The organism is Sagittula sp. SSi028, assembly GCF_048553715.1.
Taxonomy (GTDB): domain Bacteria; phylum Pseudomonadota; class Alphaproteobacteria; order Rhodobacterales; family Rhodobacteraceae; genus Sagittula.
In genome coordinates this window covers 163,876-187,441 of sequence record NZ_JBLZNC010000001.1, presented here as the reverse complement: position 1 = coordinate 187,441, position 23,566 = coordinate 163,876, and the positions used below count along the sequence as shown (strand labels likewise).

Here is a 23,566-nt window from a genome sequence, read left to right as displayed (position 1 = left end):
CATGTAGGCAAACAATTTTCGATTTGACGCCTGCAGCCATAAGGAGCGATGACATGACCGACGCACTTTCCCGTGCCCTGACGAGCCGCGAATGGCTGCTGGCCGACGGGGCCACAGGCACCAACCTGTTCAACATGGGACTGCAATCAGGCGACGCTCCCGAATTCTGGAACGAAAACGAACCGGAAAAAATCCGCACGCTGTACCGGAACGCCGTCAATGCCGGATCGGATTTGTTCCTGACAAACTCCTTCGGCGCGAATGCGTCACGGCTGAAACTGCATGATGCAGGGCATCGCGCGTATGAACTGTCCAAACTCGCGGCAGAACTGGGCCGAGAAGTGGCAGATGCTGCGGATCGCGATGTTATTGTTGCAGGCTCGGTAGGTCCGACCGGCGAAATCATGGGGGCAGCGGGTACGCTGTCGCACGAAAGCGCCGTAGAAATGTTCGAAGAAACGGCCAAAGGCCTCATGGACGGCGGCGCCGACGTCCTTTGGGTCGAGACCATTTCCGCCCCGGAAGAATACCGTGCTGCCGCCGAGGCTTTTGGCAATATTGGTGCGCCTTGGTGTGGCACGATGTCTTTCGACACCGCCGGCCGCACGATGATGGGCGTCACCGCCCCTGCCATGGTCGAGATGGTTGATACGCTGCCAAACGCGCCAATCGCGTTCGGTGCCAACTGCGGCGTGGGTGCATCAGATCTCATGCGCACGGTTCGTGGCTTTGCGGCGACCGGCACCACCCGTCCGATCATCGCCAAAGGCAACGCAGGCATTCCCAAATATCACGACGGCCATATCCACTACGATGGCACGCCGGAATTGATGGCCGAATACGCCTGCCTTGCGCGCGACGCGGGTGCGCGAATCATTGGCGGCTGTTGCGGCACATTGCCTGAACACCTTTCCGCGATGCGTGCAGCGCTAGAAACTCGGCCAAAACAAGGCATGCCGACGCTGGAAGAGATCGCCGCCAAACTTGGCGGGTTTTCCTCTGAAACGGATGGCACGAACCCTGCCGCGGGGAAAATCCGCGAACGCCGCGGCAGACGTCGCGGCTGAACGGGTCAGAACAAATCAAGTTGATCGCCGGTGCGCGGAGGAATGCGAAACAGATCGCACCGCAGCGCCGGCTGAGCCGCATCTATCCCTAAACGTCGGATAACACGACGAAAACGTTGCGCGATCAGATCGGCGTAGCTTCCTTCGCCCCGCATACGTTTATGCCACTGGGCCGAATAGACTGCGCCGCCGTGCATGTCGCGCAGATGACCCATCACGCGATTAAATCGATTGGGATAGTGATGCTTGAGCCAGTCCTCCCAAAGGCCAGCGACTTCCCGAGGCAGGCGCAGCATGATGTAGCTGGCCGATGTCGCCCCCGCCTCCGCCGCACGCTCTATGATCTGTTCCAGTTCGTGATCCGTTAATCCCGGCACCAACGGAGATGCCATAACGCGGACAGGGATGCCCGCCTCGACCAACTGTTCAATAGTTTGAAGTCGTCGTTGCGGCGAAGGGCACCGAGGCTCCATCCGGCGCGATAGTTTTGCATCCAGACTGGTGACAGAGATGCCAACCCGCACCAATCCCGCCTCCGCCATCGGCGCGAGGATGTCCAAGTCACGTTCAATCATTGCCCCTTTGGTGACAATCGCCACCGGATGCTGGTGGTCTGCCAGCACCTCAAGGCAAGCCCTCATGACCCCCTCATCGCGCTCGACGGGCTGATAGGGGTCCGTGTTTGTGCCGATCGCAATCGGCGCGACCTTATAGCCGGGCCGAGACAGTTCTTTGGCCAATTGCTCCGGCGCGTTGCGTCGCACCGTCAAACGGGTTTCAAAATCCAGACCCGGCGACATTCCCATATAGGCGTGGCTTGGTCGCGCGAAACAGTAAACACATCCATGCTCACACCCGCGAAACGGGTTAATGGAACGGTCAAACGGGAGATCCGGAGAAGAAACGTAGTTAATGATTGACCGTGCCCGTTCCTCCCTAATTTCAGTGCGCAGTGGCGTGAGCTCCTCCGCGATGTCCCACCCGTCCTGAACTGCCACCCGATCATGCCGTTCGAACCGACCCGGCGCGCAAGTCAATGCACCACGTCCGCGCCGGCGTTCCTGTTCCAATATCCTGTCGCTCTGTTCCATCCAATACATATAGAACATTAAGCGAACATTTACAAACGCTGTATAATAATCGCGCGATACGTCGGAATGCCCATGTGCAATGTCGCAAAGCAACAATTGACGATGGCGCTTAATGCCGAGTAATCGCTCAATGGGTTACGCCCAGAAGACCGACACAGGGAATCGCGCCATGTCTGATGAAGAAGACGATATCATCCTCTCCGAACTCGATGACGAGGAACTTGTTCAACAGATGTTCGACGACCTCTATGACGGTCTGAAGGAAGAGATTGAGGAAGGCGTAAACATCCTGCTCGAACGCGGATGGCAACCCTACGATATCCTGACCAAGGCCCTGGTCGGCGGTATGACGATCGTGGGTCACGACTTCCGCGACGGGATTCTTTTCGTCCCAGAGGTTTTGCTGGCCGCAAATGCGATGAAGGGCGGCATGGCCATCCTGAAACCGCTGCTGGCCGAGACCGGTGCCCCGAAACAGGGCAAAATGGTCATTGGCACTGTGAAAGGCGACATTCACGATATCGGCAAAAACCTTGTCTCCATGATGATGGAAGGCGCGGGCTTCGACGTGGTCGATCTTGGGATCAACAACCCTGTAGAATCCTACCTCGAGGCGATTGCCCGCGAAGAGGCCGATATTCTTGGAATGTCCGCCCTGCTGACCACGACCATGCCGTATATGAAGGTTGTCATCGATACGATGGTCGAACAGGGTATTCGTGACGACTATATCGTTCTGGTCGGTGGCGCGCCCCTGAATGAAGAGTTCGGGAAGGCCATCGGTGCGGACGCATACTGCCGTGACGCTGCGGTTGCTGTGGAAACCGCTAAGGAATTCATCAGTCGCAAGCACAATCAAATGGCCGGCGGCGGCGCCTGATTACGGTCACAAATACTTCAGATAGGGCTCCGGCAAATGCGCGGGGCCTTTTACTTTCTCCGTATGTGCCCCATACTATGTAGCAGAGGAGAACGGTATGCCTGTCACGTCTTTCGCCCTTTTGGTTTTGTCCGGCTTGGTCGCCTTGATTTTCGCCGGATGGGCGTTCGTCAACTGGGGTTCTTTGACCTTTGCGGCTGTCGTTTTGGTGGTGATTGCCATCGCGCGATGGGCGGCCGCGCCGATGCCCCACCATGACGACCATTCCTTCTGACCACACACTTGACGATCAGCGACTGACAGATTGTGGGCTTCGCGCCCGCGGTTCGGGAAGGTTGCTGCTCATAGCCTGCGGCGCTTTAGCCCGTGAGATCCTGTCTCTCATCAAGTTGAACGGCTGGGACACGGTGGACGTCACTTGTCTGCCGGCAATTCTCCACAACCACCCCGAACGGATCACTGCAGCGGTTCAAGCCTCTGTTGTCCAACATAGATCCAAATACGATAAAATTTTCATCGTATATGCGGATTGCGGGACTGGGGGAACCTTGGCAGCGGCCTGCGCGGACCTCGGCGTCGAAATGGTGGCGGGCCCTCATTGCTACGCCTTTTTCGATGGAATCACGCAGTTTGAAGCGCGCGACGAAATCACCAGTTTCTACTTGACCGATTTCTTGGCCCGTCAGTTTGAGACCTTCGTTTGGAAACCCCTCGGGCTGGACCGGCACCCCGAGCTACTGCCGATGTACTTCGGACATTATCAGACGGTTGTTTACCTCGCTCAGACCGAAGATCCCGAGCTGACCGGAAAGGCACAGGCCGCGGCTCACCGGATGGGGCTGAATTTCGAAAGACGGTTCACCGGCTACGGTGATTTGGCACGAATTCTGGAAAAATGGGTGTCCGACAATTAGGTCGGTGGCTCAACCGTTTCCTTTAAGATTGTGGAGATCGGCACCAGAGTGATCGTGTTGCCGCGATCTTGCAGCCCCCACAACAAGAGCGCGGACACCGTATCGGCGCGGATGCGTCCCAACATCACAGCCCCCCCATCTTGGCGGGCCCGGAAAGACGCCTGATCCAATGTGCGACGAATGGCTGCCTGATCTTGCCCGTCGCTGTCGAGGTCGCGGAAAACAGATACGGAGGGCACGCCTTCTTTCAGCGCCAGTTTCTGCGCGGTATTCAGCCCTTTCGGCATCATGACCATACCGTGACCGGACGCGCCCAAAAACGCCGTAGCCTGTGCGGAAACTTCCCGGCTCTGTTGGAGGCTTCCACCCGGCGTCTCCAGAACGCCCACCGCCTCTGGGACGGTATCGAGCACACCATTTAACGACACTTCAACGTCTGTCGGTTCCGCCCCTTCCGGCAAACGCGCCAAAGCAAGAACCTCAAAGCCGCGCTGCCGATAGCCCTTGGCCACTTCTGCCGCATTTGGATGGCTGGGATCGACGGCAAAAGTCACAGGGAACGGAAAAGTTTCAAGCTCAGCCGGTCCCATCGGCCCGGATCCGTCGTCGATCAAAACAATTGCCATCCGTGGCACGTCGTCCTCCGGTGTGAAGGGCGAGGCAAACCGCACCAAGGGGCTGTCTCCAGAAAATGCTTCTGGCAGCGCCGCGCTATCTTCACTGTTTTCCGGCACTGCCTGCACGATGGAGGGAAGCCGCCCCTGAGGCACAGCTGGTGTGCGGTCAGTGAGGGGTTGAACCGCATTCCCGATACGCGGCGCAGCCGGATCAGACGCTGTTGACACCTCCGGAGCACTGTCGGCGACGACATCGGGCAATGGCGCGGGTTCTGTCTCAGCGACCTCCTCATCTGCGACAGGAGCCTCTTCCAACGGTAGATCTTGCTCGGGAACAGAAGCAAGACCGCTAGGCTCGCTTTGTGTCTCAGGCTCTGGCGCGGGCGCCTCAACCGCTAGAGGTTCACTGTCCCCGGCGGTCAAATCGGGAATGGAAACCGGCTTTTCCTGAACAATCTCAGCATCGTCGCTAAGGGGTTCAGGCAGTTCAGCCTCTATTTCGGGCACTTCCTGCACAGTTTCAGGCATATCATCTAGTATTACTGTGGTTTCAGGCTCAGACGCGGCGCCTAACGAGGTTTGATCGTCGGGCGTTGGTGAACTGTCCTCTCCTATCACTGGAGCTGCGGACTGCTCAGTGGCGTCTGACAAAACCGAGCCGGACATGGCGGCCGTTGCATCCCTCGTGGGCATCTCCAACCGGTCAGTCGACAATGACAACGCCCCTGCCCCGATTGCAGTCACTGCCGTTCCGCATAGAATTCCGGACAAAAAACCACGTGCCATCTTGCCTGTGCTCCCATCGTGCGCATTTTATCGAACTGTTCGTTTCGCCATCCGAACAGCGCTTTATCTCCGCCACTTGACCTCCCGAGCGGCGCCTGCGCATGTATACCGCGACGTGGGCCGCGCCCGCCAGTCCAGATCAACCTTGAAAGGCCAGCAATGCTGCTTCTGATCGATAACTACGACAGCTTTACCTACAATCTTGTTCATTTTCTGGGTGAACTCGGCGCTGAGGTAGAAGTCTGGCGCAATGATGCGATTGATGTACAGCAAGCGATGGCGTTAAAACCTTCCGGGATTGTTTTGTCACCGGGTCCGGGAACGCCGTCTCAGTCGGGAATTTGCTGCGCCATTACCGAGGCTGCTGCCGAGACCGAAACACCTCTGTTTGGCGTTTGTCTTGGGCATCAGACCATTGGCCAAGTATTCGGCGGAACTGTGCAGCGGCATACCGAAATCGTGCACGGAAAGATGGGGCAGATCCTGCATGACGGCAAATCCGTGTTCGCGGGCCTTCCCTCCCCTCTTGCTGCAACCCGGTACCATAGTCTGGTCGTAGATCGCGAAACGCTGCCAGACGATCTCGAGATCACAGCCGAACTTGAAGATGGGACCATAATGGGTCTGCAGCACAAAACACTACCGATTCACGGTGTGCAATTCCACCCCGAAAGCATCGCGTCCGAGCATGGCCATGCGATGCTTCAGAACTTTCTAGAATTCCTTAAGGTAACGGCATGAGCAACGATCTAAGACCCTTGATCGGCACAGCGGCCGACCGTGCGCTCACACGAGAAGAGGCTGAACGCGCCTTTACGATCCTGTTTGAAGGCGAAGCAACCCCTGCCCAAATCGGCGGTCTTCTCATGGCTTTGAGAACCCGCGGTGAAACCGTTGACGAATACGCGGCCGCGGCATCTGTTATGCGCGCAAAATGTAAGACTGTCCGCGCGCCAGCAGGGGCAATGGACATTGTCGGAACCGGCGGGGATGGAAAAGGAACCCTTAACATATCAACCGCGACCGCATTCGTGGTCGCGGGTGCGGGCGTCACTGTCGCGAAACACGGAAATCGCAACCTGTCGTCAAAATCCGGTTCAGCCGATGCGCTGGCGCAGATGGGAATTGATGTGATGCTATCCGCAGACCGGGTCGAGGCGGCATTAACAGATGTTGGCATTTGCTTTATGATGGCGCCCATGCATCACCCTGCTATGGCGCATGTAGGTCCCGTACGCGCCGAGCTGGCGACGCGCACAATCTTCAATATCTTGGGGCCTTTGACAAACCCAGCCGGGGTCAAACGTCAATTGACCGGCGCGTTTTCAAGAGATCTGATACGCCCGATGGCTGAAGTTTTGATGCAACTCGGCTCCGAGCGCGCTTGGTTGGTTCATGGCTCAGACGGCACGGATGAGTTAACGATTACCGGGCTTAGCTGGGTCGCCGCATTGGAAAATGGCCAGGTCCGAGAGATCGAAATTCATCCGGAGGACGCGGGGCTTCCCGTCCATCCTTTCGAAGCAATTATCGGCGGCTCGCCTGAAGAAAACGGTCAAGCCATGCGGGACCTGTTTCATGGAAGCCGATCCGCGTACCGTGATGCTGTTTTGCTGAATGCAGCGGCCGCGTTGACCATAGCGGGCAAAGCACCGGACCTGAAAGAAGGCGTCACAATAGCGGCAGAGGCGATCGACAACGGATCGGCCTTGGCCAAGGTTCGCGGATTGGCACGCGCGACGACTGGCGCATGACCCCGCCCAAAGCTTGGTCGCATCTGCCGTTTTTCGAGCAGGATTTCCCTACAATTGCAGGGGAACTTGCAGAAAACTCCGATATTCTGCCTCCTGCTGACGTACGATTTTCTGCTCTAGAAGCCTGTCCGCCGGAGAAAACGCGGGTTGTCATTCTAGGACAAGACCCCTACCCGACGCCCGGACATGCCAATGGCCTTGCCTTCTCGGTCGCACCCGAGGTCTCTCCACTGCCTCGATCGCTTGCCAACATCTACGCAGAACTGCAATCGGATCTGGGGTCTTGCCCAAGCAACGGTGATTTAACGTTCTGGGCCGAACAGGGCGTGTTGTTGCTGAATACAGCGCTAACCGTACCTGCTGGAAAAGCCGGCGGCCATGCTCGCATAGGATGGGGTTCATTGGCTCGCCAGGTCATACAGGAAGTATCCAAGCACCCAACCGCGTTCCTTTTGTGGGGCAGGCACGCGCAGTCTTTTGCGAACAATATACACGGATCCGAGCATATGGTTCTCGAAAGCGCGCATCCTTCCCCGCTATCGGCGCGGCGTGGATTTTTCGGCTCCCGCCCCTTTTCGCGGATCAACGACTGGCTTAGAACCCAAGGCCAAACCCCGATCAACTGGACCGGAGAGGCCCAATGACCCATACGATCCTAGACAAGATCAAAGCATACAAGCTCGAGGAAGTGGCTGCCGACAAGCAAGCCCGGCCGATGTCTCAGATCGAGGCAGAGGCCAAGTCTGCAAGTCCCGTGCGCCCCTTCGCTTCATCATTGGTCGCCGCCTGCGAAACGGGATACGGGCTGATCGCAGAAGTGAAAAAAGCAAGCCCATCCAAAGGGTTGATCCGTGAGGATTTCGATCCTGCTACCTTGGCAAAGGCTTATGAAGCAGGCGGCGCGACCTGCCTTTCAGTCCTGACAGACACGCCGTCGTTTCAAGGTGCTAAACCGTTCCTGACCGAGGCACGGTCGGCGACAGACCTGCCTGCCCTGCGTAAAGATTTTATGTACGATACTTACCAAGTAGCCGAGGCGCGCGCCTTGGGAGCTGACTGTATATTGATCATCATGGCCAGCGTTTCCGACAGTCAGGCGGCTGAACTCGAAGATGCCGCCGCCCATTGGGGAATGGATGCATTGATTGAGGTGCACGACCAGGCGGAACTGGACCGGGCGCTGCGCCTGAAATCCCAGTTGATCGGTGTGAACAACCGCAATCTCAAGACTTTTGAAACCACGCTGGAGACAACGCGCACTCTTTCCAAGAACATCCCGGCAGATCGTCTTTTGATCTCGGAGTCCGGATTGACCGACGCTACCGATTTGGCCGAAATGGCGAAATACAATGCACGTGCATTTTTGATTGGTGAAAGCCTTATGAGACAAGAGAACGTGCAGAAAGCGACTGAAACCCTGCTGAAAAATCCAGTAATGGTGTAAGACGATATGACCGGACTGACCCATTTCGACGATTCAGGCGCCGCGCATATGGTGGACGTGTCCGAAAAGCCCTCGACCGCACGTGTTGCCACAGCGACAGGTTGGATCAAAATGTCGCCGGAGACATTTTCGGTCATCACTTCCGGACAGGCTAAAAAGGGTGATGTCATAGGTGTGGCACGCCTCGCCGGCATCATGGGCGCGAAAAAAACACCGGATCTTATCCCTCTATGTCACCCTCTCGCGATCTCGAAAGTGACAATCGATATGACGCCGGACGAGGAATTACCAGGCATTCGAATTGCAGCCACAGTCAAAACAACAGGGCAAACCGGCGTCGAAATGGAAGCGCTTACCGCTGTTTCGACCTGCGCTTTGACAGTCTACGACATGGTGAAAGCCATCGACAAGACAATGGAAATTGGCGGCATTAGGGTCGTTTTGAAGGACGGTGGGAAATCCGGGCGCTTTGAAATCGCATGATATCGGTCAACGAAGCGTTAGAGACTCTGTTCTCCTTGGCCACAGTCCAAGATGTCGAGTTTGTTCCTTTGCGAAATGCCGTGGGGCGGGTTTTACGACATCCCGTGCGAGCGAAACGCGATCAGCCGCCCTTTGATAGCTCCGTCATGGATGGATATGCCGTGAGTTCTGCGCGGCCCGGAGAGCGATTGAAAATTATAGGTGAGAGCTCTGCGGGCCATGGCTTTGAAGGGAGCGTCTCGGAGGGGGAAACGGTTCGCATTTTCACCGGTGCACCGCTTCCCGAAGGCGCAACACGTGTGGTTATTCAAGAAGATGCGCAAAGCGACGGAACGCATATAACTATACGCGAAAATCCTGAAACCGCGCTCTATATCCGCAGTATTGGTGCGGATTTTGCCCAAAACGACCTTTTTCCAGCGCCAAAAACCCTGTCCCCGCAGGATATCGCCCTGCTTGCAGCCATGAATATCGAAACCGTGGCGGTGTCCAAGCGTCCACAGGTTGCCTTGATCTCCACCGGCGACGAACTGGTTATGCCCGGTGAAGCCCCGAAACCGGATCAGATCATCGCGTCGAATGCACTCGGCCTGATGGCGTTGCTGCAGCAAAATGGAGCAGATCCAAAGCTCCTTCCCATTGCCAAAGACAACGAGGCCTCTCTCCGCCAAGCGTTCTTTCTTGCCGAAGGCTGCGACCTAATTATTACGATCGGGGGGGCATCTGTCGGCGATTATGATCTGGTTGCCCCTGTCGCGCGCTCATTAGGCATGCAACTGGGCTTTCATAAAGTCGCAATGCGCCCCGGAAAACCTCTAATGTCCGGACGGTTACGCGACACGATGATGATTGGCCTGCCCGGTAATCCCGTTTCGGCAATGGTGTGCGGCCATGTCTTCGTGCTTCCAGTCATCAGATCCATGCTCGGCCTGCCCCGCGAAGCGTCTAACTGGAAACGTGCGCCCACCCTGACCGACTTGCCGGAGAATGGACCCAGAGAGCACTATATGAGGGCAACGCAGACCGCCGAAGGTTTGACTGTCGCGCCGCGGCAGGATTCCTCGCTGTTGTCTGTATTGGCAAGTTCCAATGTCCTCGCCATCCGTCCGCCTCATGCCCCTGCGGCGAAGGCCGGTCAGCTCATACCTTATCTGGAATTGTAATCGAAACCTACGCAGTTGACACAAAACAAGAACATGCGTAGAACAAAAGTTAACGAATACCGTCTATCTTAGTTTTGTACTGCACATTGGGGACGTCTATGCTGACCAAGAAACAATTGGATTTGCTTGATTTTATCAACAAACGCATGCAGCAGGACGGCGTACCGCCCTCTTTCGATGAAATGAAAGACGCTCTGGATTTACGCTCCAAGTCCGGAATTCATAGGCTCATCACCGCTTTGGAAGAACGCGGCTTCATCCGCCGTCTGGCACATCGGGCACGTGCGATCGAGATTGTTAAGCTTCCTGAAACTTTGGGCGGTCAACCCTCGGGGTTCACACCACAGGTGATCGACGGGGACCGCCCCGACAGCCTCCCTGCGCAAGCAACGGAAATCTCCGCTGCAGGCGTGGCGGAACTGCCGCTGATGGGTCGTATTGCGGCCGGTGTTCCCATTCAGTCCATCAACGATCAACCGCAGGCGATCACAGTTCCAGGCGGCATGCTGCAAGGCGTCGGCCGGCATTATGCGCTTGAGGTCAAAGGCGATTCCATGATCGATGCCGGGATCAATGACGGCGATGTCGTGGTTATCCGCGAAACCGAAAGCGCCTCTGAGGGCGATATTGTCGTGGCCCAGATCGAAGGATACGAGGCGACGTTGAAACGGTTCCGCGAAAAGGGCGATATGATCGTTCTCGAAGCCGCAAACCCGGCGTATGAATCGCGCATGCTGCCTAAAGGTGCCGTTTCTGTGCAGGGTCGATTGGTGGGACTGATCCGCACCTATTAAGCTGTCATCGCTACGGCGCTAAGCTCCAAAGACGGTGACCACTGGTTTGCGACGCAGTGGTCACGACCACATTTCCATCCTGAAAAGCTAGCGCGACAGCCCCCGTGCGACTCAAACCGCCGATGTCATACACGGTACACTCCTCGTCGCTCGGGTAATCGACGCTGGCCACGATAATTTGGTGGGGTTGGCATGGTCCAAAACCGTCGACGGCCCGCTGTCCTTGCAGATGTACCACCTCATGCGTACCGATCCGCGCCCGAACTATGCTCCCCTCCCGAATGCCCGGCCAAAGCTCTGCGGCGTCCCCTTGGGTAAGCCCGTGGCCGTCATTCTCCAGCCAGTTTTGAGCAATGAAACTGGCTCCTTTTGATCGTGATATAGCGCGTCCCTGTTCTGTCATTATCCCTACGAGTGTCCCGTTGTCGGCGATCAACACCTCTGGACGGTCGGCCATAGCCCAAAACGCACACCCAATTCCGATAGGTAGAACCCCAGCGACCCGCCCAACGCCGCGCCATAAGCACAAAATCAGCCCCCCGCAGGCAATCACCGCCAGCACCGTTGGTGGCGGCGCCATCACCGCCCGTGTCGCCCCCGGCCAAGATGCCACCGCTTTGGCGACAGCCAGTATCCAGTCCAACCCCCACCCCATGACCGTAAGTGCCAGAACATCCACGCCGAACGGCATTAGCAGCACTGCACATACGCCAACTGGTACGACCAAAAGACCCATCACCGGCACGCTCACCAGATTGGCCAGCAATCCATAGACTGATGCTTGGTTAAAGTGGGCCATACCCACGGGCGCGGTGGCAGCACCGGCAACAGCAGACGACACGACCAACGACAATACGCCGGACAGAACCTTTGGTAGAGAGCCGAGAGCGTTCCGCCGCGACAGCCCTTCGAACACCGCGACCAAGGCCACCGTCGCCGCAAATGACATCTGGAAACCCGGGCTAAGCAATGCCTCAGGGCGCAGCAGCAGGACCATTAAGGCAGCAATTGCAACAGTACGCAAAGAAATGGCGCGGCGGTTTACCATGATTGCTGTCAACGCGACTGCCACCATGATGAAAGCACGTTCGGTGGCGATATTTCCGCCGGACAAGGCGAGGTAACCCGCCGCGACGATCAGGGCGCCTCCGGCGGCGAGTTTCTTAACCGGCCAATGATGGCGCACGGTCGGCACAGTCAGAAGCAGCAACCTTAAAGCCGCGAACACAAAGCCTGACAAAAGTCCCATATGCAGACCAGAAATTGCCAGCAAATGCGCGAGATTACTGTCGCGCAGCGCCTGCAACGTCGCTTGCCCCACATCAGAACGATCACCGCTCATAATCGCCGCAGCGAACGCCCCGGTTTCCCCGGGCAGCTTCTGAGTTACATAAGACGACAAAGCCCGACGGGCACGGAATACGAGCAACCCGCCAGACGGTTCGTCCAGCAGCAAAACCGGAGACCTCGTATATCCCACAGCGCCCAGCCGCAAAAACCATGCATGACGTCGAAAATCGAAGCCGCCCGGTTCAACCGCACCGCCAGGCGGACCTAAATGACCGGTCAGAATCGCGATCATTCCGGGCGTTGGCTGCACATTGGGCCCGCCATGCAGCGAAACGCGCACTCTTTTGGGAACATCCTTAGGGTCCGTGCGCTCCAACACCACGCGGTCCAGTGTCAAACGCACAGCGTCCGATGCCGAGCGGTCTATAGCAACGACACGCCCCTCAATCGCACCGTAATGGCGATACTTGATGACGGGACCGCTTACCGCATGCGCCCTTAACCCCGCGATTCCAAAACCCAGAGATGTCAGGCACATGCCGGTCAACAAAAGGCCAGCTACAGCGCCAAACGCAAAACGCCGGTGCGCGACAACCAAAAGCCCAAACGCCACGCACGCGCAAAGCATCCAGAAAGCAGGCTCAACCCGGAGGCTGAAATATGTCCCTATTCCGACCCCTAGCATTACAGGAGACCAGACAAACAGATGCCCGCTTTGCACCATAAGTGCCTGCTCGGCCAAAGCAATGAACCGTCGCACCAATCCGGGCCTCCGCTTGCCCCGATGCACGGGGCTGGGTATGGAACGCCCAAAGGCTAGCTCGCCACTGTTAGAATAAGGTTAACCAAGATGACCCAAGTCGTGACCCGTTTCGCGCCCTCGCCCACCGGCTTTCTTCATATCGGTGGCGCACGCACTGCGCTGTTCAATTGGCTGTATGCACGCGGTCGGGGCGGAAAATTCCTGCTCCGTATCGAGGACACCGACCGCGCACGCTCCACCCCCGAGGCGACCGAAGCCATTCTGAAAGGTTTGGATTGGCTCGGGCTCGACCACGACGGCGAGGTGATCAGCCAATTCGATCGGGCGGATCGTCATGCAGAAGTCGCGCATGAATTGCTCGCCAAAGGCGCCGCGTACAAATGTTTCGCGACGCAGGACGAGATCGAAGCTTTCCGCGAGGCCGCCCGCGCCGAGGGGAAATCGACCCTGTTCCAGAGCCCTTGGCGCGACGCTGATCCGGCGACCCACCCAGATCTTCCCTATGTCGTGCGCTTAAAGACCGCGCAAGAGGGGGCAACCGTCATCGACGATCAGGTGCAAGGCACGGTCACGATCCGCAACGACCAACTTGACGACATGGTCCTGCTGCGCTCGGACGGCACGCCGGTGTATATGCTGGCCGTGGTGGTGGATGATCACGACATGGGCGTCACCCATGTCATTCGCGGCGACGACCATCTTAACAACGCCGCGCGCCAAATGGGGATCTATGAGGCGATGGGCTGGCCTCTGCCCGTCTACGCCCACATTCCTTTGATCCATGGGGCCGACGGCAAAAAGCTGTCGAAGCGCCATGGTGCTTTGGGCGCGGACGAATACCAGAAAATGGGCTACCCCGCCGCGGGCATGCGCAATTACCTGGCCCGCCTCGGGTGGAGCCACGGCGATGACGAATTCTTTACCGATGATCAGGCAAAAGAATGGTTCGATCTGGAAGGAATCGGAAAGTCGCCTGCGCGCTTCGATTTCAAGAAGCTTGAAAATCTGTGCGGCCAGCATATCGCCGCCAGCGAGGATGCCGCATTGCTGCATGAACTGGAGGCATTTTTACAAGCGACCGGCGCACCCGCGCTGACCGAAGGTCAACGTGACGGGATACTGACAGGTATGTATTGCTTGAAAGAGCGGGCCAAATCCTTCCCCGAACTCCTTGATAAGGCACATTTTATCCTGACCGAAACGCCCATCGTCCCAGAGGAGAAAGCGGCCAAGTCACTGGATTCGGTATCCCGTGGTATACTGGGCGCGTTGACGCCGCATCTGCAAAATGCTAGCTGGAGCCGAGACGAACTGGAGGCGGAATTAAACCGCTTCTGCGAGGAACAGGGGATGAAATTCGGCAAGCTTGCAGCGCCAATGCGCGCCGCTTTGGCCGGCCGAGCCGCCACCCCTTCCGTCTTTGATATGATGCTGGTTTTGGGCCGCGACGCCTCTATCGCGCGCCTGTCCCAGGCGGCCGAAACGACAGCCTGACGGCGGTGGTGTTCGGCCATGTAGGAATTCACGCTTGGGCCGCGGAGGAGCGGCCCTGCCCCCATTTTGACGAAGGATGACAAGCATGGCTGAGACCGAAAAGACCGCAACACTGACCTTGGATGGTCAGTCCTACGAGTTGCCCGTGCACTCGCCCACCGCTGGCCCGGACGTCATCGACATCCGCAAGCTGTACGGTCAGGCGGGTGTCTTCACCTATGATCCCGGCTTTACCTCGACCGCGTCCTGCGACAGCACCATCACCTTTATTGATGGCGGCAAGGGCGAGCTGCTGCACCGTGGCTACCCCATTGATCAGCTTGCGGAAAAGTCCAACTATCTCGAAGTGTGCTATCTGCTGCTCTACGGAGAGCTGCCCTCCGCTGCAGAGATGGAGAAGTTTGAAAACACCATCACGCGTCACACAATGATCCACGAGCAGATGGTGAACTTCTTCCGTGGTTTCCGCCGGGACGCGCACCCGATGGCAACCATGGTGGGTGTTGTGGGCGCGATGGCCGCGTTCTATCACGACAGCACCGATATTTCGGATCCGCGCCAGCGCGAGATCGCGTCCCACCGTCTGATCGCGAAAATGCCGACGATCGCGGCATGGGCGTATAAATATTCTGTGGGCCAGCCCTTTGTTTATCCCCGAAACGACCTGACCTATGCAGAAAACTTCCTGCATATGTGTTTTGCTGTTCCGGCCGAACAGTATAACGTGGATCCGGTTCTGGCCCGCGCCATGGACCGCATCTTTACCCTGCACGCCGATCACGAGCAGAACGCCTCGACCTCGACCGTGCGTCTGGCGTCTTCCTCGGGCGCGAACCCCTTCGCCTGTATCGCAGCGGGCATCGCCTGCCTGTGGGGTCCGGCGCATGGCGGTGCGAACCAGGCCTGCCTTGAGATGCTCAAGGAAATCGGTTCGGTCGACCGCATCCCGGAATTCATCGCCCGCGCCAAGGACAAGAACGATCCGTTCCGCCTGATGGGCTTTGGCCACCGCGTCTACAAGAACTTTGACCCGCGCGCCAAAGTGATGAAGCAGTCCGCGGACGAGGTGCTGGATCTGCTGGGTGTCGAGGACAACCCGATTCTGCAGGTTGCGAAAGAACTGGAAAAGGCCGCTCTGGAAGATCCGTATTTCGCAGAGAAAAAGCTGTTCCCGAACGTCGACTTCTACTCGGGCATTATCCTCGAAGCGATGGGCTTCCCCACCTCGATGTTCACCCCGATCTTTGCGCTGTCGCGCACGGTTGGCTGGGTCTCGCAGTGGAAAGAACAGCTCAACGATCCGCAAATGAAAATCGGGCGCCCGCGTCAGTTGTACATGGGCGAAACAGCTCGTGATTACGTGGATATCGAAAAGCGCTAACTCGCTGCAAACGAGACAGAATCAATGGCCGCTCCACCTTGGGGCGGCCATTTCTGTTAAGGGGGAGTTTTCACGTAAAGTAACCAATGCATAAACAGTGCAGATATTGTTAACCATTTGCGCAGCGCCTAGCGCCAAATATGGCGGTGAATGGGCGGAAACGCACTGTTTCCGGCAAATGTCGGGAACCTGTGGCGAAATCGGGGCAAAAAGGTGCCGAACCTGCCTCTCCTTGCCGCATTCAACGGAGTTAACGAATGTCTACGTCACCCAGTACCGAGATCCTGCTCGGTTGCGATCCTCAGGTCCGCCTTGTCGTTATCGAAGACGGCGGCAACCTGCTGCTTCAGGTCTTTGCAGAAGACCCCGAGAACACCGATCTCGACGCGCTGTTCTTTAACCTGAACGATCCGTCGCTGGTCGATACGCTGACCATCTATCCGGGCTTCGATGAATCGATCGGCTCGAACGGCGAGAATGTGACCGGTTTTGATGTGGCCACCGGGTCGCTCAACCAGATGAACAATGGCGCGCAGATTCAGGACAACTATGACGTTCGTCTGGAATTCGGCACCGTGCCCTACTCGTCGAACGGCGATGTCGATCAGGCCATGCTGACCATGTACATGGACGGCGGCGACTACAATCTCGACATCTCGGATCTGGATCTGACCAACCTGACTGCCGTGGTGAACACGGAAACCGGCAACGGTCTGGCCCTGACAGGCGGCGTCGGCACGTCCACCGACACTCCCGGCGGCGTTTACGAGACCACCACCGTGCTCACCGCAGATTTCGAGGGCATCGCCCATGCCACCGACAGCGCGCAGGTGCAGTACAACGATGGCTGGGACATCACCAACGGGCAGCTTGAAACCAACGGCCACGACGACGGCAACATCTGGTTCGAAGCGGTCGATATCTCTGGCAATGCGACCGTCTCCTTTGACGCACGTGCCCCGCACACCGAATATTTCGAAGCTGGTGGCACCGCCGGTGACAGCCTTGCGGTTTGGGTCCAGATCGATGGCGCCGAATGGGAGCTGCTGGACACCTTCACCGTGAATGCCGATGGCACCGCGCTTGTGGGTGACACCACCGGCCAGACGATCACCGCAGACACCCAGACGCTGACCTATTCCGGCGGCGCGCTGGATGGTGCAAACACTGTGCAACTCGTTCTGTCGGCTGATATTTCCGCCGCAAACGAACAGATCTTCGTCGACAATGTCGAGGTGTCCGACACCGTCTGGACCGGGGCAACCGAAACCGTCGTTGAAGAGAACGAAGTACTGGTCGAGACCTTCGATTCCGGCTCCAACACCTCTGCAGCCCATGCTGATGCGGTCGACGGTCGCACCGGCTGGGACATGCGCCACGGCGAGCTGCAGACCGACGGCTATGACGACGGCGGCATCCGGTTCCAAGAGGTTTCTGTCGATGGGCCGGCCACAATCTCGATCGATGCCCGCACCCCGAACGCGGCCAACTTCGAAAACAGCGGTCATCACGCCGATACGCTGGAAATGTGGGCTTTGATCGATGGGTCCGAATGGGTCCATCTGGACACCTTCATGGTGAACGATGCCGGAACCGCGCTGGTGGGCAACACCACCGGCCAGACAATTGATGCCGACGGCGAAACGCTGACCTATGAAGGCGGCGCCTTGGCCGAGGCCAGCAGCGTGCAGTTCTACATGCGCTCGGACATCAGTGCCAGCAACGAACAGATCTACTTCGACAACCTGACCATCACTGAAACCGTCGAAACCGAAGTTCCGGTCGAAGGCGGCGACAGCGGCTCCGGCGTTGAAGTCGTTCAGGACTTTGACGAGGGCCAATCCGGTGACACGGTCAGCGATCAATACGCAGGCGTCACTGTCACGGCGCAGCGCACAGGCGATGCCGCCGACAGCGAAAACGACGCGATGCTGTTCGACACCGCGAACCCCACCGGCGGCGACAGCGATCTGGCGTACACGGGTCAGGGCAACGCCATCATCATCTCCGAGGACAACGACGCCTCTGATGCGGATGACAACGCCCATGGCGGCACGATCAGCTTTGAGTTCGACACCGTGGCAGATGTGGCCGGTCTGACCATCCTCGACGTCGAGGAAGAAGGCGGCTCCATCGATCTGTATGATGTCGACGGCGAATTGATCAACTCCGTTGCCATCCCCGGCGCGGGCAACAACTCGCTGCAAGAGATCGAGCTGAACGCCGAAGGTGTCGCCCGTCTGGACGTAAACCTGACAGGTTCCGGTGCCGTGGATGATCTGCGCTATACCGACAGCAGCTCGGCTGAGCATGCGGAATGTGCCCAATATGCGGTTCTGTTCGACGATCTGACCAAGGACGACGAAGAAGACGGTCTGGCCGAGGAAGAAGCCCAGCCCGCCGAAGAAGAGCTGGTCTTTATGTAGGACCGGCACATCGCCAAACACAAAGGGGCGTCCATTCGGGCGCCCCTTTCGTTTGCATCACGGTTTGGATCAGCGACCTTCGTACACCGGCGCGCGTTTTTCCATAAAGGCGACCACGCCTTCTTTGAAATCACGGGTCTTGCCGCATTCCCCCTGAAGCCGCGCCTCGACCGCCAGTTGTGCCTCAAGATCATTGCCAAGCGAGGCAAACATCGCCTCCTTGACCTTGGCATAAGCGGCTGTCGGGCCTTTGGCCAGATGCGCCGCGCGCCTCGCCACATGCGCCTCGAACTGGTCGTCAGGCACGTGCTCCCAGATCATGCCCATGGCATCGGCCTGCTCTGCGGTGATCCGGTCGGCAAACAGGGCCGCCCCCATCGCCTTGGCCATGCCGATCTGACGCGGCAGGAACCATGTGCCGCCCGCGTCAGGGATCAGGCCAATCTTGGTAAAGGCTTGCATGAAAAACGCGCTTTGCGTGGCAATTACCACATCCGCTGACAGGGCGAGATTGGCCCCCGCCCCCGCCGCCGCACCGTTCACGGCACAGATCGTCGGAACGGGGCAGTCGTAAATCGATTTCAGCATCGGCACGTATTCATCGCGCAAAATGCGTTCCAGATCCAAAGACGCCACGGTTTCGCGATCCCCCAGATCCTGACCCGAACAAAAGGCTCCGCCCTTGCCGGTCATCACCACCACGCGCGCCTCGCGCCCGCCACGGCCAAAGGCGTCCGTGATCTCGGCGCGCATCTGGGTGTTCAGCGCGTTCATCACCTCTGACCGGTTCAGGGTGATGGTGGCGATATCATCGCTTAGATCATAGGTGATCGTGTCGTAGATCATTGGGGGGCTCCTCTTGGCGTCGCAGCACGCCAAGCGGCCGCTTTGGCGCCATGAAACACCCCCGCCAAGGCCAAGGCAATGTGAAAGCCGTGTCAGGACGTCACGTCCCCGATGGCCCTAGTCTTCGAGAATTTCGGACAGGCGGCGCTGTTCCTCGGGACTAAGCGCCCCCTCACCCAGATCGTTGCCAGACCGTGACCGACGGCGGACATAGACCGCGCCCATCCCCAAAGCCGCCACAAACATCGCGGGCCCCGCCGCCCAAAGCAGCCAGTTCCATCCGCCTGCCGTGGGTTTGAGCAGAACAAACTCGCCGTAGCGTGCGACGATATAGTCGACCACCTCGACGTCCGTGTCCCCCGCCACAAGCCGTTCACGCACCAATAAACGCAAATCCCGCGCAAGCGAGGCATTGCTTTCGTCGATGCTTTCGTTCTGGCAGACCAGACACCGCAGACCTGCGGAAATGTCGCGCGCCCGCGCCTCTAGCGCCGGATCGTCCAGCACCTCGTCGGGCTGAACGGCCAGAGCGGCGCTGGCCAGCAGGGCGAACACCGCACCCTGCCCCCAACGCATGAACTGGGATCGAGACGTCATTGTGCAGGCACCCCCGATGCGGTTGTCTTGCGCGCACCGGCCGCAACACGGTAACGGCGGTCCGACAGGCTGATCGCCCCGCCGATCGCCATCAGAATACAGCCCGCCCAGATCCAGTTGGCCAGCGGTTTGATGTAGATGCGCATGACCCAGCCGCCATCGGGTTGCGGATCACCGATCACCACGTAGATGTCGCGCAAGAAACGATAATCGATTGCGGCCTCGGTGGTGGGCATTTGCTGCACCGGATAATTGCGCTTTTCCGGCGCCAGTCGTGCGATGAACGCGCCATCGCGGCGCACCACCACATCACCGCGCGTGGCGATGTAGTTCGGTCCCTGTTCGCGGGTCACATCCTGCAATTCAAAGGTGAACTGCCCGACCTCCCACGGAGCGCCCAAATGGACAGTCCGAATGTCCTCCTGCTCCCAGGCCATGAGACCCGCAATGCCAAGCATGGTGATCCCCAGCCCACCATGGGCCACGGATTTTCCCCAATCGGCACGCGGCAGCCGCAGCAAGCGTGACAGATCCCGATTGCGGCCTGTACGGCTCCACAAATCGGTGATGGCACCGGCCACCAACCACGCGCCTAGAAACACACCGACCGGCCCGAGCAGGCTGCGCCCCGTCTGCATCGCCCAGACAAGCCCGGCCAATGCCAGTGCAAGACCAAAGGCCGGCACAAGCTGGCGCATGACGCGGCCCGCCGTCGCCCGCTTCCACGGCAACATGGCACCGATCGGCAGCAGCAGTCCCAGCGCCACCATGAAGGGGGTAAACGCCAGTTCGAAAAACGGCGGCCCGACTGACAGTTTGCGGTCAAATGCCATCTCGGCCACCAGCGGCCAGATCGTGCCGACAAACACCACAAAGGACGAGACCGCCAAGAGGATGTTGTTGGCCACCAAAGCGGATTCGCGGCTGACCACACCGAAGACGCCCTTCGCCTCCATCACCGTGGCGCGCGCGGCAAACAGGGTCAGTGCCCCACCGGTGAACACCACCAGAATCCCAAGGATGAACACCCCACGCTCCGGATCATTGGCAAAGGCGTGTACAGAGGTCAGCAGCCCGGAACGCACGATAAATGTCCCGATGAGCGAGAACCCAAAGGCAAGAATGGCCAGAAGGATGGTCCAGCTTTTCAGCGCCTCGCGCTTTTCAACCACAATCGCGGAATGCAGCAGCGCCGCCGCGAACAGCCACGGCATGAAGGATGCATTTTCGACCGGATCCCAGAACCAGAAACCGCCCCAGCCCAATTCGTAATAGGCCCACCACGATCCCAAAGCGATCCCGATGGTCAGGAACACCCAAGCTGCCAGCGTCCAAGGGCGCACCCAGCGCCCCCAAGCCGCATCAACCCGCCCTTCGATCAGGGCGGCGACGGCAAAGCTGAAACATATGCTTAGCCCCACATATCCGAGGTACAAAAACGGTGGGTGGAAGGCGAGACCGGGATCCTGCAGCAGCGGGTTAAGATCCTGCCCATCCATCGGCGGCACCGAAAGCCGGATAAACGGGTTCGACGTGAACAGGATAAAGGCAAAGAACGCAGCCGACACCGACGACTGCACCGCCAGAACCCGCGCCCGCAAGGTCGGTGGCAGATTGCCCCCGAACCATGCCGCCATCGCGCCGAACAGGGCAAGGATCAACACCCACAGCAGCATCGACCCTTCGTGATTGCCCCAAACGCCGGAAATTTTATACAGCATGGGCTTCGCCGTATGCGAGTTTCCGACCACAAGACTGAGTGAAAAGTCCGACACCACAAAGGCATAGGTCAGCGCCGCAAAGCTGCCTGCGGTCAGCAGGAACTGCGCCGTCGCCGCCGGTTCAGCCACAGACATCCAGCCCGGCCAGCGTTTATGCGCCCCGATCAGGGGCACAATCGCCTGAACAAGCGAGACCAGAAATGCAAGGATGAGGGCGAAGTGACCGAGTTCTGCTATCATGGGGCGGTTATAGTTTGCCCGCAGACCAGCGCCAACGCCAAATGCCACGCCCCCCTATTCACAATGTCGCAGGGCTGCGCCATGCCGCCCCGCGACAGATCATTCAGCGCTCAAACGGAATGGCGCTTCCAGTCGGACAGGGCGGGGTTGTCGCCCGGGGTCACATCTTCGGCAGCCTCCGGTGTGATGTCGCGCATCGCCTCGACATTGCGAACCGTGTCCACGACGTTTGGCACTGCCGCCATGGTTGCCGCGATCTCGCGCTGGAAATCCTGTCCTTTGGCCTGATGTCGGGCCCCAAAGTAGAAGGACACGATCGCCCCCAACAGCCACCACAGCGGCTCTGGCACCAAGGCGATGCCCGCCATACGCGCTGCGAACCAGACAGGGTCCACCATGGCCGTCACAAACAATCCCAATGTGCCCAAAGCCATGGCGGGGCGCGGGATACGGTTCAACGCATCCATCAGCCGATCAAACCACGACCTTTGGACCACACGAAACTCATTGCCGAATTGCGCGAGGGCCGCAGCCTGTGCCGCAGCGCCCCGCACGGCCTGCTGTTCGGCATTCACGCGGAACACCTCGGCCGTTTCGGCCACAACATTGCGCCCCGATCCGAACAGCAAACCGGTCAAAGTCTGTATTAGACCCATGCCGCCACCCGTGCGCGGAATTCGGCCTCGGTCATGTGATAGCGTGGCGAGATGAACTCTTCGGCGCGTTTGATCCACCCACCCTTGGCCCCCGCCCGCGTGCGCGCATATTTGCGTGACGACGGGCGTTGATCCGCAAGGCGGAAATAGTAATTGCGCCGCGCAATGCCATAGGCATCGGCCAGATGATCTGGCGCTTTGCCGTATGCCCGTGCACAGGCCGCAATGGTCTGCGGACCGATTGCCCCGTCGACAGAGCACCGCTCGTCCATATCATTCAACAGCCGTTGGAGAATGCGCACCGCATGGGCTCCGGCGTTGACATACATGTCAAATACCGTCGCATGTAACACCTCCGGCAATTCCGCGATACGGGGCCTGTGAAAGTAATGGTCGATGTAGATATCCACCGCCTGCGCGCGGGTGATCCGTTTGACATCGGCAACATCGACCCGCCCGTTGCCATCCAGATCCAGACCCAAGCGGCGCATGGTGTGAATGGTCACACCGTAATTTGTCGCCCCACCGGGATCGTCGGGGTCGTTGACATAGCCGCCCTCGCGGGCAACGATTTCTTCGGCCATCTGCCGAACTGTTCGCTTGTTTGACATCTTTGTGCCTCCTGCTCGTCAAGCAATGCTTGATGCAGGCAAGCTGACCACGCAGGGTTAACCCATCTTCACAGGAGCGCACGTTGCCCCCTTACAGCCCCATGACAGCGGAAGAGATCATCGCCCTGCTGGACCTCCAACCGCACCCCGAAGGCGGCCATTACAAGCAGACATGGATCGCCGAGGCCGAAGCCGGTGTGCGCCCCTCCGGCACCTGCATCTACTTTCTGCTCAAGGCGGGGGAACGCAGCCATTGGCACCATGTAGATGCGGCCGAGATCTGGCACTGGTACGCGGGAGGCCCGGTGATCCTGTCGACGGCGGCAACGTCTGCCGGACCACGGGTTGATCATATGCTAGGGCCGGATCTGGCAGCAGGCCAGCGCCCCCAACAGATCGTCGAAACGGGCCACTGGCAAGCTGCTCGTGGCTTGGATCACTGGGCCCTTGTGGGATGCACCGTATCGCCGGCGTTTCAGTTCAGCGGCTTTACCCTTGCACCGGAAGGCTTTGATATCACGTGAAAAGACCCGCCGAAGGGCGGGCCT

Annotated in this window: 23 protein-coding genes; 15 read left to right on the top strand and 8 right to left on the bottom strand. The window is 58.6% G+C overall.

Going from position 1 to position 23,566, the window contains the following annotated elements:
• Positions 1-53: 53 nt before the first annotated feature.
• Positions 54-1,067, top strand: coding sequence for a betaine--homocysteine S-methyltransferase (gene bmt, locus ACN5AZ_RS00880; protein ID WP_419426959.1), 1,014 nt, complete (start codon positions 54-56; stop codon positions 1,065-1,067).
• 5 nt (positions 1,068-1,072) lie between these two features.
• On the opposite strand, the gene ACN5AZ_RS00875 is transcribed toward bmt, so the two are convergent.
• Complete coding sequence (locus ACN5AZ_RS00875) at positions 1,073-2,158, bottom strand: PA0069 family radical SAM protein (RefSeq protein WP_419427450.1); 1,086 nt, start codon at positions 2,156-2,158, stop codon at positions 1,073-1,075.
• A 169-nt stretch (positions 2,159-2,327) separates the two neighbouring features.
• Between ACN5AZ_RS00875 and ACN5AZ_RS00870 the strand changes: the two genes are divergently transcribed.
• From ACN5AZ_RS00870 to ACN5AZ_RS00860, 3 genes are all read left to right on the top strand, one after another.
• Complete coding sequence (locus ACN5AZ_RS00870; protein WP_419426958.1) at positions 2,328-3,038, top strand: corrinoid protein; 711 nt, start codon at positions 2,328-2,330, stop codon at positions 3,036-3,038.
• A 97-nt stretch (positions 3,039-3,135) separates the two neighbouring features.
• On the top strand, positions 3,136-3,312 hold the full coding sequence (locus ACN5AZ_RS00865) for a hypothetical protein (RefSeq protein WP_419426957.1): 177 nt from the start codon (positions 3,136-3,138) through the stop codon (positions 3,310-3,312).
• The gene (locus ACN5AZ_RS00860; RefSeq protein ID WP_419426956.1) at positions 3,293-3,952 is read left to right on the top strand and encodes a DUF1638 domain-containing protein; all 660 of its coding nucleotides are present in this window, start codon (positions 3,293-3,295) and stop codon (positions 3,950-3,952) included. Before ACN5AZ_RS00865 ends, ACN5AZ_RS00860 begins: the two co-directional genes overlap by 20 nt.
• Here the strand turns inward: ACN5AZ_RS00860 and ACN5AZ_RS00855 are convergent.
• Positions 3,949-5,097 carry a divergent polysaccharide deacetylase family protein gene (locus ACN5AZ_RS00855; RefSeq protein ID WP_419426955.1) on the bottom strand — a complete coding sequence of 383 codons (1,149 nt, stop codon included), beginning with the start codon at positions 5,095-5,097 and terminating at the stop codon, positions 3,949-3,951. The two genes, ACN5AZ_RS00860 and ACN5AZ_RS00855, sit on opposite strands and share 4 nt — an antisense overlap.
• 417 nt (positions 5,098-5,514) lie before the next feature.
• On the opposite strand from ACN5AZ_RS00855, the gene ACN5AZ_RS00850 reads away from it, so the two are divergent.
• From ACN5AZ_RS00850 to lexA, 7 genes are all read left to right on the top strand, one after another.
• A complete protein-coding gene (locus ACN5AZ_RS00850; RefSeq protein ID WP_419426954.1) occupies positions 5,515-6,096 on the top strand; it encodes an anthranilate synthase component II in 582 nt (193 codons plus the stop codon).
• The gene (gene trpD / locus ACN5AZ_RS00845) at positions 6,093-7,109 is read left to right on the top strand and encodes an anthranilate phosphoribosyltransferase (RefSeq protein WP_419426953.1); all 1,017 of its coding nucleotides are present in this window, start codon (positions 6,093-6,095) and stop codon (positions 7,107-7,109) included. Before ACN5AZ_RS00850 ends, trpD begins: the two co-directional genes overlap by 4 nt.
• The gene (locus ACN5AZ_RS00840; protein ID WP_419426952.1) at positions 7,106-7,753 is read left to right on the top strand and encodes a uracil-DNA glycosylase; all 648 of its coding nucleotides are present in this window, start codon (positions 7,106-7,108) and stop codon (positions 7,751-7,753) included. The genes trpD and ACN5AZ_RS00840 overlap by 4 nt, the downstream gene beginning before the upstream one ends.
• Positions 7,750-8,553, top strand: a complete 804-nt coding sequence (gene trpC, locus ACN5AZ_RS00835; protein WP_419426951.1) for an indole-3-glycerol phosphate synthase TrpC — start codon at positions 7,750-7,752, stop codon at positions 8,551-8,553. The genes ACN5AZ_RS00840 and trpC overlap by 4 nt, the downstream gene beginning before the upstream one ends.
• Before the next feature lie 6 nt (positions 8,554-8,559).
• Positions 8,560-9,036, top strand: a complete 477-nt coding sequence (gene moaC / locus ACN5AZ_RS00830; RefSeq protein ID WP_419426950.1) for a cyclic pyranopterin monophosphate synthase MoaC — start codon at positions 8,560-8,562, stop codon at positions 9,034-9,036.
• The gene (locus ACN5AZ_RS00825; protein ID WP_419426949.1) at positions 9,033-10,199 is read left to right on the top strand and encodes a molybdopterin molybdotransferase MoeA; all 1,167 of its coding nucleotides are present in this window, start codon (positions 9,033-9,035) and stop codon (positions 10,197-10,199) included. Before moaC ends, ACN5AZ_RS00825 begins: the two co-directional genes overlap by 4 nt.
• A gap of 98 nt (positions 10,200-10,297) precedes the next feature.
• A complete protein-coding gene (gene lexA, locus ACN5AZ_RS00820) occupies positions 10,298-10,993 on the top strand; it encodes a transcriptional repressor LexA (RefSeq protein WP_419426948.1) in 696 nt (231 codons plus the stop codon).
• A 10-nt stretch (positions 10,994-11,003) separates the two neighbouring features.
• Here lexA and ACN5AZ_RS00815 read toward each other — a convergent pair whose 3' ends face one another.
• Positions 11,004-12,968, bottom strand: coding sequence for a ComEC/Rec2 family competence protein (locus tag ACN5AZ_RS00815; RefSeq protein ID WP_419427449.1), 1,965 nt, complete (start codon positions 12,966-12,968; stop codon positions 11,004-11,006).
• A 165-nt stretch (positions 12,969-13,133) separates the two neighbouring features.
• Here ACN5AZ_RS00815 and gltX point away from each other — a divergent pair, with 165 nt between their 5' ends.
• The 3 genes from gltX (at position 13,134) to ACN5AZ_RS00800 (ending at position 18,347) form a co-directional block, all read left to right on the top strand.
• Complete coding sequence (gene gltX, locus ACN5AZ_RS00810) at positions 13,134-14,540, top strand: glutamate--tRNA ligase (RefSeq protein WP_419426947.1); 1,407 nt, start codon at positions 13,134-13,136, stop codon at positions 14,538-14,540.
• An 85-nt stretch (positions 14,541-14,625) separates the two neighbouring features.
• On the top strand, positions 14,626-15,921 hold the full coding sequence (gltA, locus tag ACN5AZ_RS00805) for a citrate synthase (RefSeq protein WP_419426946.1): 1,296 nt from the start codon (positions 14,626-14,628) through the stop codon (positions 15,919-15,921).
• Positions 15,922-16,178: 257 nt separating this feature from the next.
• The gene (locus tag ACN5AZ_RS00800; protein ID WP_419426945.1) at positions 16,179-18,347 is read left to right on the top strand and encodes a hypothetical protein; all 2,169 of its coding nucleotides are present in this window, start codon (positions 16,179-16,181) and stop codon (positions 18,345-18,347) included.
• A gap of 69 nt (positions 18,348-18,416) precedes the next feature.
• Here the strand turns inward: ACN5AZ_RS00800 and ACN5AZ_RS00795 are convergent, their stop codons facing one another.
• The 5 genes from ACN5AZ_RS00795 to ACN5AZ_RS00775 form a co-directional block, all read right to left on the bottom strand.
• A complete protein-coding gene (locus ACN5AZ_RS00795; RefSeq protein ID WP_419426944.1) occupies positions 18,417-19,193 on the bottom strand; it encodes an enoyl-CoA hydratase-related protein in 777 nt (258 codons plus the stop codon).
• A 117-nt stretch (positions 19,194-19,310) separates the two neighbouring features.
• On the bottom strand, positions 19,311-19,790 hold the full coding sequence (locus tag ACN5AZ_RS00790; protein ID WP_419426943.1) for a cytochrome c-type biogenesis protein: 480 nt from the start codon (positions 19,788-19,790) through the stop codon (positions 19,311-19,313).
• Positions 19,787-21,751 (bottom strand): heme lyase CcmF/NrfE family subunit, encoded by a 1,965-nt coding sequence (locus tag ACN5AZ_RS00785; RefSeq protein ID WP_419426942.1) that lies wholly within the window; start codon positions 21,749-21,751, stop codon positions 19,787-19,789. Before ACN5AZ_RS00785 ends, ACN5AZ_RS00790 begins: the two co-directional genes overlap by 4 nt.
• Before the next feature lie 110 nt (positions 21,752-21,861).
• Positions 21,862-22,407, bottom strand: coding sequence for a holin family protein (locus ACN5AZ_RS00780; RefSeq protein ID WP_419426941.1), 546 nt, complete (start codon positions 22,405-22,407; stop codon positions 21,862-21,864).
• Entirely contained in the window at positions 22,398-23,018 is a 621-nt protein-coding gene (locus ACN5AZ_RS00775; RefSeq protein ID WP_419426940.1) for a holin-associated N-acetylmuramidase, read from the bottom strand. Before ACN5AZ_RS00775 ends, ACN5AZ_RS00780 begins: the two co-directional genes overlap by 10 nt.
• Positions 23,019-23,119: 101 nt before the next feature.
• On the opposite strand from ACN5AZ_RS00775, the gene ACN5AZ_RS00770 reads away from it, so the two are divergent.
• Positions 23,120-23,542 carry a cupin domain-containing protein gene (locus ACN5AZ_RS00770; RefSeq protein WP_419426939.1) on the top strand — a complete coding sequence of 141 codons (423 nt, stop codon included), beginning with the start codon at positions 23,120-23,122 and terminating at the stop codon, positions 23,540-23,542.
• Positions 23,543-23,566: the final 24 nt, after the last annotated feature.